11 protein-coding genes and 1 pseudogene are annotated in these 13,588 nt (G+C 67.5%); 8 read left to right on the forward strand and 4 right to left on the reverse strand.

The annotated features are described in order from the left end of the window. Positions 1 to 76 precede the first annotated feature (76 nt). The 3 genes and pseudogenes from serS (at position 77) to ACLBYA_RS28260 (ending at position 3,129) form a co-directional block, all read left to right on the forward strand. Positions 77 to 1,330 (forward strand): serine--tRNA ligase, encoded by a 1,254-nt coding sequence (gene serS / locus ACLBYA_RS28250; protein ID WP_447712793.1) that lies wholly within the window; start codon positions 77 to 79, stop codon positions 1,328 to 1,330. Continuing rightward, positions 1,327 to 2,131 (forward strand): annotated as a pseudogene (locus tag ACLBYA_RS28255) (DUF5718 family protein). The gene serS and the pseudogene ACLBYA_RS28255 overlap by 4 nt, the downstream one beginning before the upstream one ends. Positions 2,132 to 2,142: 11 nt before the next feature. Next, positions 2,143 to 3,129 (forward strand): MOSC domain-containing protein, encoded by a 987-nt coding sequence (locus ACLBYA_RS28260; protein WP_447712794.1) that lies wholly within the window; start codon positions 2,143 to 2,145, stop codon positions 3,127 to 3,129. On the opposite strand, the gene ACLBYA_RS28265 is transcribed toward ACLBYA_RS28260, so the two are convergent. Further along, the gene (locus tag ACLBYA_RS28265) at positions 3,126 to 3,455 is read right to left on the reverse strand and encodes a hypothetical protein (protein ID WP_447712830.1); all 330 of its coding nucleotides are present in this window, start codon (positions 3,453 to 3,455) and stop codon (positions 3,126 to 3,128) included. The two genes, ACLBYA_RS28260 and ACLBYA_RS28265, sit on opposite strands and share 4 nt — an antisense overlap. A 14-nt stretch (positions 3,456 to 3,469) precedes the next feature. Then, complete coding sequence (locus tag ACLBYA_RS28270; RefSeq protein ID WP_447712795.1) at positions 3,470 to 5,026, reverse strand: Rieske 2Fe-2S domain-containing protein; 1,557 nt, start codon at positions 5,024 to 5,026, stop codon at positions 3,470 to 3,472. A gap of 98 nt (positions 5,027 to 5,124) precedes the next feature. Between ACLBYA_RS28270 and ACLBYA_RS28275 the strand changes: the two genes are divergently transcribed. From ACLBYA_RS28275 to ACLBYA_RS28285, 3 genes are read left to right on the forward strand one after another with little or no spacing between them, the layout of a single operon-like run. Further along, positions 5,125 to 5,898 carry a lysophospholipid acyltransferase family protein gene (locus ACLBYA_RS28275; protein WP_447712796.1) on the forward strand — a complete coding sequence of 258 codons (774 nt, stop codon included), beginning with the start codon at positions 5,125 to 5,127 and terminating at the stop codon, positions 5,896 to 5,898. Positions 5,899 to 5,905: 7 nt separating this feature from the next. Further along, a complete protein-coding gene (locus ACLBYA_RS28280; RefSeq protein WP_447712797.1) occupies positions 5,906 to 6,643 on the forward strand; it encodes a lysophospholipid acyltransferase family protein in 738 nt (245 codons plus the stop codon). Continuing rightward, complete coding sequence (locus tag ACLBYA_RS28285) at positions 6,643 to 7,455, forward strand: HAD family hydrolase (RefSeq protein ID WP_447712798.1); 813 nt, start codon at positions 6,643 to 6,645, stop codon at positions 7,453 to 7,455. The genes ACLBYA_RS28280 and ACLBYA_RS28285 overlap by 1 nt, the downstream gene beginning before the upstream one ends. Here ACLBYA_RS28285 and ACLBYA_RS28290 read toward each other — a convergent pair. Next, positions 7,450 to 9,033 (reverse strand): N-acetylmuramoyl-L-alanine amidase, encoded by a 1,584-nt coding sequence (locus ACLBYA_RS28290; protein ID WP_447712799.1) that lies wholly within the window; start codon positions 9,031 to 9,033, stop codon positions 7,450 to 7,452. The two genes, ACLBYA_RS28285 and ACLBYA_RS28290, sit on opposite strands and share 6 nt — an antisense overlap. A 123-nt stretch (positions 9,034 to 9,156) precedes the next feature. Then, positions 9,157 to 10,113 (reverse strand): hypothetical protein, encoded by a 957-nt coding sequence (locus ACLBYA_RS28295; RefSeq protein ID WP_447712800.1) that lies wholly within the window; start codon positions 10,111 to 10,113, stop codon positions 9,157 to 9,159. 237 nt (positions 10,114 to 10,350) lie between these two features. Between ACLBYA_RS28295 and glf the strand changes: the two genes are divergently transcribed. Beyond that, a complete protein-coding gene (glf, locus tag ACLBYA_RS28300) occupies positions 10,351 to 11,571 on the forward strand; it encodes a UDP-galactopyranose mutase (protein ID WP_447712801.1) in 1,221 nt (406 codons plus the stop codon). 61 nt (positions 11,572 to 11,632) lie between these two features. Further along, complete coding sequence (locus tag ACLBYA_RS28305; protein ID WP_447712802.1) at positions 11,633 to 13,588, forward strand: glycosyltransferase; 1,956 nt, start codon at positions 11,633 to 11,635, stop codon at positions 13,586 to 13,588.

Genomic DNA, 13,588 nt, shown 5'->3' on the forward strand with positions numbered 1-13,588 from the left:
AAGTGATGCGCTTGTAATGTTATGTGGTTGTGGCCCGGCCCGTCTGGCCGCGCGGGGCGCAAGTAGGGTTACGCCCGTGATCGACCTCAAGTTGCTCCGTGACGATCCCGATCGGGTCCGCACCTCGCAGCGTGCCCGCGGCGAGGATCCGGGCCTGGTGGACGCGCTGCTGGCCGCCGACACCACCCGCCGCGCCGCGATCTCGACCGCCGACACCCTGCGCGCCGATCAGAAGCTCGCCAGCAAGTCGGTCGGCAAGGCATCCGCCGACGAGCGCCCGGCCCTGCTGGCCCGGGCCAAGGACCTGGCCGAGTCGGTCAAGGCCGCCGAGGCCGCGCAGGCCGAGGCCGAGTCGGCATTTACCGCGGCGCATATGGCGGTGTCCAACCTCATCGTCGAAGGTGTCCCCGCCGGCGGCGAGGAGGATTTCGCCCTGCTCGACACCGTCGGGGAACCGCCCGCGATCGACAATCCGCGCGACCACCTGGACCTCGGTGAGACGCTCGGGCTGATCGACATGGAGCGCGGCGCCAAGGTGTCGGGTTCGCGGTTCTACTTCCTGACCGGCCGCGGCGCGCTGCTGCAGTTGGGTCTGCTGCAGCTGGCGGTGCGGCTGGCGACCGACAACGGGTTCACCCTGATGATCCCGCCGGTGCTGGTGCGCCCCGAGGTGATGGCGGGTACCGGTTTCCTCGGCGCACACGCCGACGAGATCTACCACCTCGACGACGACGATCTGTACCTGGTCGGCACCTCTGAGGTGCCGCTGGCGGGCTATCACAGCGACGAGATCCTGGATCTGTCACAGGGGCCGAAGCGATACGCCGGCTGGTCGTCGTGCTTCCGGCGTGAGGCCGGCAGCTACGGCAAGGACACCCGCGGCATCATCCGGGTGCACCAGTTCGACAAGGTCGAGGCCTTCGTCTACTGCAAGCCCGAGGATGCCGAGGACGAACACCGACGCCTGCTCGGCTGGCAGCGCCAGATGCTCGCCGCGATCGAGGTGCCCTACCGCGTGATCGATGTCGCCGCAGGCGATCTCGGGTCATCGGCGGCGCGCAAGTACGACTGCGAGGCATGGGTGCCGACCCAGGGCACCTATCGGGAGCTCACCTCGACGTCGAACTGTTCGACGTTCCAGGCCCGCCGGTTGTCGACCCGCTACCGCGATGACAGCGGTAAGCCGCAGATCGCCGCCACCCTGAACGGCACCCTGGCGACCACCCGTTGGCTGGTCGCGATTCTGGAGAATCACCAGCAACCCGATGGCAGTGTGCGGGTGCCGCAGGCGCTGGTGCCCTACGTAGGTACGGAGGTCCTGACACCGTGATCGAGATCGATATCGAGGAATTGCGCACCTGGTTCGGCTTCGGGGTGGCGGGCAACTTCGCCGGCCATCTCGAACAGGCCGGCGAGGCAGTCGATTTCGAGAAGGTCGCCAGTGTCGGGAGCGCGCCCAAGGGGATCTTCCCGTGGTACGCGCCCGGTGTGGACGGGCAGCTCGGCGAGTTCCCGCTGTCCCAGGACACCATCACGCTGCCGGTCAGCGACGAACCGCTGAACCTGCAGATCGAACCCGAGGTCGGGCTGGCCTGCAAGGTGCGCTGGAACGGTGACACCGTCGCCTCCCTTGAGCCGTTCGCCCTCGGTGCGTTCAACGACTGCTCGATCCGGCGCCCGGGCGCACGCAAGATCAGCGACAAGAAGAACTGGGGGCCGGCCTCCAAAGGTGTTGCGCGCCAGTTCTTCGATATCAGCGATCTGACCCCGGACGGGCCCACCGCCACGCTGAGGCTGGTCTGTTATCTGCACGGTGCCGACGGGCAGGAGCGTGAGTACGGGGTCGACAGCCCGCTGCTCGGCTACTCCTAACTACGGCGAGGTGCTGCTGGACTGGATCACCGAGCGGCTGGCCAACCAGAAGGGGTCCGAGGACACACCGTTGGAGGATGTCGGTGCGCTGATGGTGGCCGCCGGCCGCCCCGAGCACGTGCTGATCGGCATCGGTGCGACCAAGTACACCGAGGTGGGCGAGTCGACCTACCTGACCGCCGGTGATGAGGCCATCGTTCGGGTCTACGACACCGCCTCGGACGCGGCTTCCGAACTGCGGCAGACGGTTTCGGGCTAGGAACTCCGGACATGCCCGTCGTGGCCGAGCTCTGGCGTTTCCCGGTCAAGTCGATGGGCGGAACCCGTGTCGAGCGAGTCGGGATCGACCGCCGCGGCGTCCATGCCGACCGGCTCTGGGCCGTCCGCGATATCGCCAAGGGTGCCACTGTATCTGCGCGCCGAGTCCCGGCCCTGCTGGGCTGCTCGGCCCGCTATCGCGCCGAACCGGGTGCCGATGCCGGACCCGGGAACGTGCCAGGTGTTGTCATCACCTTTCCCGACGGCAGCGAGCTCACCGATGACGATCCCGCGGTGCACGTGGCGCTGTCCGAACTGGTCGGACGGGAGATGCGGTTGGTGGCGCTCGCCCCGCGCGGCGACAACCGTCAGCACCGGATGACACTGGCCGATTCACTGGACAATTTCCGGGTGGCGCAGGTGCGCAGCGACTTCGGTCTCGGTGATTCCGACGATCTGCCCGACACCTCGGTGTTCTCCACCAAGGACATCATCACGTTGGCCCGGTTCACCACACCGCCGGGTACTTTCGTGGACCTGAGCCCGGTGCATCTACTGACGACGGCAAGTCTGCGCGACCTGGCGAACGGCGCGACACCCTACGATGTGCGCCGATTCCGGCCCAATGTGCTCGTCGACGCCGGCGACGACGAGGCCGAGTTCCCCGAGTCGGCCTGGGTCGGTGCGGAATTGGAGATCGGTTCGGCACGTGTGCGGGTCACCGTGCCGACTGTGCGGTGTGTGGTGCCGACGCGCCCGCAGCCGGGCATCGACCTGGACAGGGGTCTGAGCCGGCAGTTGGCTGATCGGACGAACCGTTTCCTGGGCGTCTACGCCGATGTCGCGGTCCCCGGGGTGCTGACGGTCGGCGACGAGGTGCGGGTGGCCCACCCGCGGGCCCCGGGCGTGGTGCGCCGGGCCGCTGCCGCGGTCGGCAGGTCGGCCACCCGCGGAGTGCAGCGGGTGCTGGAGGCCACCGTATTGCGGGAGAAGGCTTAGCTTTTCACCAGCAGCTCGTCGAGCACGGCGACGAACTCCTTGGGCCGCAGCGGTGTGAACGCCGGCGCCGGGGACAGGCCCGCGACGTCGAGGATGACCAGCGTCGACTTGATGGGCCGCCAGACATCCAGCGGCATCCAGCGCCGTGGATCGGTGCTGCCCCAGATCCGGAAGCGCTCGGTGAGCAGACCCAGCGATTCGGCGCGGTAGGAGCGGACCGCGCTGAGCGGGATGATCTTGGAGGTCCCGGAGGGAAAGTGGTAGCGGCGCAGCGTGATCGCCTGGCGGTCCAGTTGGATCATGCCGTCGTCGTAGACCGGTGACACCGACTGCGGCGCACTCATAATCGTGCAGTCCGCAGTTGATGTCCCTTGGCGGTCAGGCAGCGGCCGTTCTCCAGGTTCCACTGCCAGCCGTGCAGATTACAAGTCAGCGTACTGCCCTCCACCACACCGAACTTGGACAGATCGGCCTTCAGGTGCGGGCAGCGCCGCTGGATCTCCCACCCGGCCAGCGTGGTGGAGGCACTGTCATCGTGCGCCTCGGCGAACCAGCCGTCGGCGTACGCGATGCGCTCATCGGTCAGGCATTTGAAGAAGGTGTACAGGTATTCGTTGTAGCCACCCACCCGCCAGGCCTTGAACCGGGTGGACAGGAAGATGGTGTTCACCCAGTCCGGTTCGTCATCGCGCACCACGGTGCGCACCAATGCGGCATCGATCTCGAAACCGTACCGGAACTTCTCATCCGGAACCGCCTCACGCACAGCGCGTTTGGGGAAGTCCAGCACCACCGTCTCGATACCGCCGGGGCTCGGCAGCCGTAGCTCCACCGGATAGCCGATGCCGTCGCAGATCTGATCGGAGGCCAGCATGATCGGCTCGAACAGTGTGCGCAGCGGTTCCAGCAGCGGTTCGCCGTCGGCCGCCGCCCAAGACGCCTTCTGCGCGGCCAGCACCGGGGCCTGCCGCTGCGCGTAGGCCTCGATATAGGCGGCCTTGCCGGTGGTGAACACGGTCTGCGGATCGTCGATCGGATGGGTCAGCGAATTCAGTTCCGAGCCGGTGAAATCCGCGGTCGACCCGGGAACCATCAGCAGACCGCGGTCGTGCCCGTGCCGGCGCAGCTGGTCCAGGAACACCACCTGGTCGGGGAAGATGTTGGCCGGGTCGCCGTGATCGTCGTTGAGGAAGCGCAACTCCGCATCCAGGAAGCAGGGTGGGCCTGCCGAGGGCACCACCCAGGTGGCGCCGACCTGGGCGATGTACTGGCGACAGCGGTCCATCTGACGCTGTCGTTTCTGGGTGCCGAACGCCTCCTTGGCGCGGGCCGGCATGTCGTAGACCATCGGGTACCAGATCGCGCCGGAGTACTGCAGCATGTGCACGTCGATGTGGCCGAACTCGGCCGCCAACATGTCCAGATCGATCGGGCGGGCGTCGTTCATGTTGAACGCAGTCGTGACGCCATCGGAGACCACCAGACCGGAGTCGCCGATCGGGCCGTCGGCTGGTGCCCGCAACGCGATGATCATCACGTCCAGATCGCCCTTGGGTCCGCTGACCCGGTGTTTCACCGAATCGGTGGTCTCCACGAAGGTGTGAAATCCCAGCGCCTCGAGCGCGCGGCGCAGATCCGGCACCGGGTAGTCCGGCAGCAGCACGGTGGCGTCCTTGTTGACGTGCGCGGCCAGCAGTGCCGGGTCGAAGTGATCCTTGTGCAGGTGGCTGACATACAGGTAGTCGCAGTCGCCGAGGGCGTCCCAGTCCAACCCGGAGTTGTCCGGGAACGGGAACCACGACGCGAAATACGCGGGGTTGACCCAGGGGTCGCACAGGATGCTGCCGGCTCCCGTATCGATCCGGAAACCGGCGTGTCCAACGCTTGTGACCTGCACGAATAGCCTCTCTCACGGTCGGTGGCCCGGGTATGAGTTTAGCGTCAGCCACGGTGCTCGGATGCTCGGCGGGACACACAGCTACTAGGCTGACTGCTGTGGAGCCGGTATACGGGACTGTCATCCAAGCCGCTCGCCTGGTGTGGCGGTTACAGGGCTTGCGGTTCACCGTGACCGGAGTGGAGAACCTGCCGGTCACCGGCGGTGCCGTCATCGCCGTCAACCACACCAGCTATTTCGATTTCACCTTCGCCGGGTTGCCCGCCTACAAACAGGGCCGCGGCCGCAAGGTGCGCTTCATGGCCAAGAAAGAGGTCTTCGATCACAAGATTGGTGGCCCGGTCATGCGCAGCCTGCGCCATATCGAGGTCGACCGGTCCAGCGGTGCCGAGTCCTTCGCGGCGGCCTGCGCGGCGCTCAAGGCCGGCGAGTTGGTCGGGGTGTACCCGGAGGCCACCATCAGCCGCAGCTTCGAGATCAAGGGCTTCAAATCGGGCGCGGCCCGGATGGCCATCGAGGCCGATGTGCCGATCGTCCCGCACATCATCTGGGGCGCCCAGCGGGTCTGGACCAAGGGCCACCCGCGCAACATGCGACGGCCCAAGGTGCCGATCGCGGTCGCCGTCGGTGAACCGATCTACCCGACTTTGCCGCCTGCCGAGCTCACCGAGCTGCTGCGGCACCGCATGCAGCACCTGCTGGAACGGGTCCAGGAGAGCTACGGTCCGCATCCGGCGGGCGAGTTCTGGGTGCCGCACCGGCTCGGTGGCGGCGCACCGACGCTGGCTGAGGCCGACCGGATGGACATGGAGGAGGCCGCCGAGAAGGCGGCCCGGCGTGCGGCACAACAGTCGGGTGAGGCGCCGGAGTAGACGGCAGATGGAACCGGTCTTTCGAGCACTCGAGATCGCCGCCACGACAGCAGTTCGTGTCACCGGGACCCGGATCACCTACCTGGGTCTGGAGCACATCCCGTCCAACGGTGGCGCCGTGATGGCCGTCAACCACACCGGCTATGTCGACTTCCTGCCCGCGGCGCTGGCCGCGATGTACGCCGGGCGCCGGATGAGGTTCATGATCAAGGCCGAGATGCAGGACGTGCCGGTCGTCAACTTCCTGATCCGGCATTCGGGCACCATCCCGGTGGACCGCACGGCGGGCGGCGAAGCCTATCCGGTGGCGGTGCAGCGCCTGTGCGAGGGTGAGCTGGTCGGGGTGTACCCGGAGGCGACGATCAGCCGCAGTTTCGAACTCAAGGAATTCAAGTCCGGTGCCGCCCGGATGGCGCGAGACGCCGGGGTGCCCATCCTCCCGCTGGTCGTCTGGGGTGCGCACCGGATCTGGACCAAGGACCACCCGAAGGAACTGGGCCGCAACAGCATTCCTGTCACGGTGCGGGTCGGGCCCGCAATCCACGCCGGACCCGACGTGGAACAGACGATGATCGAGTTGAGGACGGCGATGACGACGTTGCTACACCGCATCCAAGCGGACTACCCGCACCCGGCGGGCGAGTACTGGGTGCCGCGGCGGCTCGGCGGTGCCGCGCCGACCCCGGCGCAGGCCAAGGTGCTCGACGAGGCCGAGCAGGCCCGTCGCCGGGCGGAGCACGCCTGATGCTGCCCACTCTGATCGCCACCGATGTCGACGGCACCCTGCTCGACGAGCACGAGCGGGTCACGCCACGTACAGCCGCGGCGGTGCGTGCCGCGGTGGATGCCGGTGTCCGGTTCGTGCTGGCCACCGGGCGGCCGCCGCGGTGGGTGCCGCCGATCGTCGACCAACTCGGATTCGCGCCGATGTCGGTGTGCGCCAACGGTGCGGTGATCTACGACCCGGCGGCCGACCGCATCGTGTCGGCCCGCACCCTGTCGACCGAGGCGCTGGCGACGCTGGCCGAGACCGCGGCCCGTGTCATCCCCGGCTCCGGTTTGGCGGTCGAGCGGGTTGGTCGCAGTGCCCATGACGCGGCGACCCCGCAGTTCGTCAGCTCGCCCGGATACGAGCATGCCTGGTTGAACCCGGATAACACCGAGGTGTCACTGGAGGATCTGCTCAGTGCACCCGCGGTGAAACTGTTGATCCGCAAGGCCGGCGCCAGTAGTGGCGACATGGCCGCGGCCCTGGCGCCGCACATCGGCGTCGAGGGTGACCTGACCTACTCCACCAACAACGGCCTGATCGAAGTGCTGCCAAGGGGATTGAGCAAGGCCACCGGTGTCGCCGAGGTAGCGGGGCCGCTGGGCATCGACGCGGCCGATATCGTCGCGTTCGGGGATATGCCCAATGACATCCCGATGCTGCGCTGGGCCGGTCTGGGGGTGGCGATGGGTAATGCGCACCCCGAAGCGGTGGCCGCCGCCGACGAGGTCACCGCGCCCAATACCGACGACGGACTGGCCCGCGTGCTGGAACGCTGGTGGTTATAGCTTGCCTGCGCTGATCGGGGTGAACCGCTCCAACTGAACCGGGGAATGCTCCGGCATCGGAACCTCGTGCGGCACACCGTCGATCACCCGGGTCACGGTGCCGGTCTCACGGTCGAAATTCAGCGTGCCGTGCTGGAAGTTCTGCTTGATCCACAACGGCTCGGAGATCTCGGCGCTGGTCGGCAGCCCGAGCGCACCACGCTCGAATCCCAGTGTGCCCCAGGCGTCATAGATGGCGCCAGTGACGGGCTGGGCACCGGATTCCGGGGACCAGTACATGGCCCCATGGTCGAAGGTGACGTAGCGCGCCGAGCCGTAGCCGGAGGCCTCCGGCGAGGTCGGCATGCCCAGGGCGCCCTTCTCGCTGCCGCGTGACTGCCATTTCATGAAGATGGCCCCGCCGCGCAGCGAATCGACCAGATCCTGTTGTCCGGGAGGCTGATTGAAGCGTGCGGCGATATCGCGCAGCAGAGGCATCTGGGCGTAGGCGGCATCACCCGGGCAGTCGGTGTTGCCGACGTCGCGGTGGGTGAAGATGGTCGGCAGTGTCGGGGTGGCCCCGCGGGGGAATAGCGTGAAACTGCCGCCGGCCGAGGTCAGTGCGACGGTGCCGCGCGGGTCGACGCGGTCCAGTCCGAGTCGCCAGCCCAGCAACCGACCGGTGGTGCGCAGTTGGATGGCAGTCGGCGGTTCGGCGTTGAAATCGCCGATCATCGCCACACCCCAGGTGTCGGAGTTGAATCCCCCGGTGTGGGCGCCCTGCACGGGCCGGTTCATCCCGCCCGCACGCCCCTCGAACACCTGGCCGTACTTGTCGACCAGGGCGTTGTAGGCCATGTCGCACCAGCCCAGCGTCCGGGCGTGGTACTCGTAGATGGACCGCACGATCGCGGCCGAATCCTCGGGCGTGTAGTCGTTGCTGCCGGCCGTGTGGTGCACAACCCCTGCCCGCACACTGCGGTCGTAGATGGGATCACCGCACCGCAATGACTCGTTGGCGCCCCACTGGGTGCGGCTGATGATCTGTGGTGCCTGCCCGGGCACGGTCACCGCGGTGGGCGGCGGGATCTGCAGGTCCACCGGTGCCTGCGGCGGACTGATGAGCACCGCGTTGACGTTGGTGGGCAGCGGCTGTTCCACGTTGGCGGGGATGTAGCCGAGGTCGGGACCCGGTTTGGCCTCCTGCGCCGGCGTGCGGGATACCGCGATCTGCACCCTGTTGGTGCGGCCGACGAAGACCGGTTCGGTGCCGTGGGTTTCCGGCCGCTCGGGGCCGACACCGTCGAGCGCCTCGGCCTGGTACCACGGGCCCCAACTGCCGTCGGCGCGCTGCGCACGGACGCGGGCGGTGGTGCCGTCGAGATCTGCCGCGGTCAAGGCGACGAGGGAGAACGGAGTGTCCTGGTGGATCTCCCGGATGGTCTCGCCGGTGCCGAGATTGTCCAACTGCTGTTGGTTGATCGCCGTCTCGGCGGCGGGCTCCTGCGCCGGGAGGCCGCTGACCGCAAAGGGCAGGATCGCGACCGTACCCAGCACTGCGGAAAGCAGCAGAGAGGGCGTTGAACGGCGACGCGGCACAAACAGATGTTACGTATGTGCTTACTGTTACCAGTGTTGCGACACGGCATGTGTCGCACGCAACGGCACCGCAGAGCCGACGCTGGCTTCTGCGGTGCCGTCAGGGGAGAAGGACTATGGCGCCTAGGCGCCCGCACCCGCGGCGGTCGCCGCGGCTGCGGCGGCGCCGGTGGCGGCCTCGGCCGCGCCCAGTGCCGGTGCTACTGCGGCCGGAGCGGCGGCCGCGGCCGGAGCCGCGGCTGGTGCCGCACTCTTGACCGCGGACATGATCGCCGGCATGACCATGCCCTTGAGCAGGTCGATCGCCTGGCCGGCGCCCAACTGCTCGGCGGCGCTGTTGATGGTGCCGAGCAGGCCGCCGCTACCGGGGGCGGCCATCGGGGCGGCCAGTGACGGATCGGCACCCAGGATCGGGTACGTCCCCGCCATCGGGTCGAGGCCGATCGGCTGGGCGATCGGGATCTCACCGGGCAGGCCCAGGCCGCCCAGTGCCGGGTCGGTCAGGCCGACCGGGCTGGTCAGGCCGGGATCGGTCAGCGAGGCCGGGCTCAGCGCGCCCGGTGACAGCGACGGTCCTGCCGCGCCGACCGGCGGGATGCTCAACCCGGGGGTGGTCAGGTCCGGGGTGCTCAGCCCCGGTGCTGTCAGGCCCGGCGTCGTCAGATCGGGCGTGGTCAGGCCCGGGGCGGTCAACCCCGGCGTGGTGAGCTCAGGTGTTGTCAGCCCGGGTGCGGTGAGTCCCGGTGCGGTCAACCCCGGTGCGGTCAGACCGGGAGAGGTCAGACCAGGTGAGGTCAGGCCTGGGGAGACCAGCGTCGGGCTGGCGGCCGGCGAGCCGGTCAGCAGGCTGGTGGGCATCGGCGGCATGTTGACGCCGAACTGGGACAGGCCCTGGGTCAACGCCGAGAACAACTCCATCGGGAGGTCGGTGATCATCGCGGCGTGGACGAACTCGCGCTGTTGCGGGTCCTTGGCCTCGGACATCTCGGATACGGCGGCAATGGCGACTGGACTTGCGACGGCCAGGGCGGCGACTGCGCTCATGGCTGTCGAGAGCTTGCGTCGACGTCGGTTCGGCACGGAAGTCTCCTCAATACATGGACTACGTGTACGGATGTTTCTGCGGGTTATTTGGCGTCACGACGGCTCTCGTGCCTCGGGTAACCGACGCGCTGCCAACGTGTTTGATGGTACTGCTGTGACTCATGGGTCTAGAGTGACGATGCGGAATCGTGAGCGAATTGCGACCTGACCGATCGGCCCCGGCACGTCACACGTTTCGGGGCGCTGGGGTCCGGTCGGATACCCTTGCTGCCGATGACCGATCAATCTCCCGGCCTGTCCACCGAACGCTTTGACCTCATCGTCGTCGGATCCGGATTCTTCGGCTTGACGATCGCCGAACGGGTGGCCACCGAACTCGACAAGCGTGTACTCGTCGTCGACCGGCGCCCCCATATAGGAGGTAACGCCTACTCCGAGGCGGACCCGCAGACCGGTATCGAGATCCACCGCTACGGCGCGCACCTGTTCCACACCTCCAACCAGCGGGTGTGGGACTACGTGAACCGGTTCACCGATTTCACCGGCTACCAGCATCGGGTGTTCGCCCTACACAAGGGGCAGGCCTACCAGTTCCCGATGGGGCTGGGCCTGGTGTCGCAATTCTTCGGCCGCTACTTCAGCCCGGACGAGGCCCGCGCGCTGATCAAGGAACAGGCCTTGGAGTATTCGGGGATCGAGGCCTCGAACTTCGAAGAGAAGGCCATCTCGCTGATCGGCCGCCCGCTGTATGAGGCGTTCGTCAAGCACTACACCGCCAAGCAGTGGCAGACCGATCCCGCCGAGCTGCCCGCCGCGATCATCAACCGGCTGCCCGTGCGCTACAACTTCGACAACCGCTACTTCAACGACACCTACGAGGGTCTGCCCGTCGACGGCTATACCGCGTGGCTGCAGAACATGGCCGCCGACGACCGCATCGAGGTCCGGCTGGACACCGACTGGTTCGACGTGCGCGACGAACTGCGGGCGTCGAGCCCGGAAGCCCCGGTGGTCTACACCGGACCACTGGACCGCTACTTCGATTATGTCGACGGCCGGCTGGGCTGGCGCACCCTGGACTTCGAGACCGAGGTGCTGCCGACCGGCGATTTCCAGGGCACCCCGGTGATGAACTACAACGACGCCGATGTGCCCTACACCCGCATCCACGAGTTCCGGCATTTCCACCCCGAGCGGGCGTATCCGACCGACAAGACGGTCATCATGCGGGAGTTCTCCCGCTTCGCCGAGGCCGAGGACGAGCCGTACTACCCGATCAACACCGATGCCGACCGGGCCCTGCTGGCCGGCTATCGGGACCGGGCCAAGACCGAGACCGCGGCCGCCAAGGTGCTGTTCGGTGGCCGCCTGGGCACCTATCAGTACCTGGACATGCACATGGCGATCGCCAGCGCGCTGAACATGTACGACAACACCCTGGCCCCGCACCTGCGTGACGGTGCGCCGCTGACCCAAGACGAAGGCAACTCATGAGCGACGCTTGCGAGCGAATCATCGATCTGACATGGCGCGTCCGAGCTTGCGAGGAGGCGGCATGAGCGACATCCCATCCGGCGCACTCGACTCGACGGAGTCGCGGGCCGTGAGCCTGCTGTCGCGGATCATCCTTCCGCGACCCGGCGAACCCCTCGACGTGCGCAAACTCTACATCGAGGAATCCGAGACCAACGCGCGCCGCGCGCACGCCCCCACACGCACGACGCTCGAGATCGGCGCCGAGTCCGAGGTCTCGTTCGCCACCTACTTCAACGCCTTCCCGGCCAGCTACTGGCGGCGTTGGTCGACGCTGGAGTCGGTGGTGCTGCGAGTGGAGTTGATCGGCCGCGCCCGCGTCGACGTCTACCGTTCCAAGGCCACCGGTGCCCGCATCACCGTCGGCGGTACCGCGGCAGAGGGCACCGAGGGCGGTGCGCCGGTCGTGGTGGAGTTCGAGGTCGAACTCGCCCCGTTCGAGGACGGCGGCTGGATCTGGTTCGACATCACCACCGACAGTAAGGTCTCGGTGCTGCAGGCCGGCTGGTATGCGCCCGTGCCTGCGCCCGGCCGCGCCGACGTCGCGATCGGCATCCCGACCTTCAACCGGCCGGCGGACTGTGTCAACGCGCTGGCCGCGCTCACCTCGGATCCCTTGGTGGACACGGTGATCAGTGCGGTCATCGTCTCCGACCAGGGCAACAGGAAGGCCAAGGACCATCCGGGATTCGCCGAGGCGGCCGCCGCCCTGGGCGACCGGCTGACGATCCACAACCAGCCCAACCTCGGTGGGTCCGGCGGTTACAGCCGGGTGATGTACGAGGCCCTGCACCACACCGACTGCGAGCAGATCCTGTTCATGGACGACGATATCCGCGTCGAGCCCGACTCGATCCTGCGGGCGCTGGCGTTCAACCGGTTCGCCAAGGTCCCGACCCTGGTCGGCGGTCAGATGCTGAATCTGCAGGAGCCCAGCCACCTGCACGTGATGGGTGAGATGGTCGACTCCGAGAACTTCATGTGGACCGGTGCCATCAACACCGAGTACGACCACAACTTCGCGAAACACCCGCTGTCCGACGAGGAGCACGAGCGCAGTCGCATGCTGCACCGGCGCATCGACGTCGACTACAACGGCTGGTGGATGTGCATGATCCCGCGCCAGGTGGCCCAGGAACTCGGTCAGCCGCTGCCGCTGTTCATCAAATGGGACGACGCCGAATACGGGCTGCGCGCCGGTGAGCACGGCTATCCGACTGTCACGCTGCCCGGCGCCGCGATCTGGCACATGGCCTGGAGCGACAAGGATGACGCCATCGACTGGCAGGCCTACTTCCACCTGCGCAACCGGCTGGTGGTCGCCGCCCTGCACTGGGACGGCAAGATCGGCGGCCTGGTCGCCAGCCACTTCAAGGCGACCGTCAAACACCTGATGTGCCTTGAGTATTCGACCGTCGCGATACAGAACAAGGCGATGGACGACTTCCTGGCCGGGCCCGATCACATCTTCTCCATCCTGGAGTCCGCGCTGCCAGATGTGCGCGAGATGCGGACCCACTTCCCGGATGCCGTCGTGCTGGAGAGTGCGACCGCGCTGCCCGCGCCCTCGGACAAGAAGTGGCGCCGCAAGGTCAGCATCCCCACCAACCCGCTGACCATCGGTGTCCGGCTGACCCGCGGTGTACTGCACCAGCTCTCGGCACACGACCCGGCCCATCACGTCCGTCCGCAGATCAACGTCGCCACCCAGGACGCCCGCTGGTTCTCGCTGTGCAAGGTCGACGGCGTGACCGTGACGACTGCCGACGGCCGCGGTGTGGTCTACCGGCAGCGCGACCGGGACAAGATGTTCGACCTGCTCCGCGAGTCGCTGCGGCGCCAGGTTCTGTTGTTCCGTAAGTTCAACAGGATGCGCAAGGTGTACCGCGCCGCGCTGCCCGAGCTGACCAGCACCAAGCGGTGGGAAGATGTCCTGCTCCCGGCCGAGGTGACCACCTCGGCATTGGAACAGGCCTGA

This window comes from Mycobacterium sp. C31M (assembly GCF_053345865.1).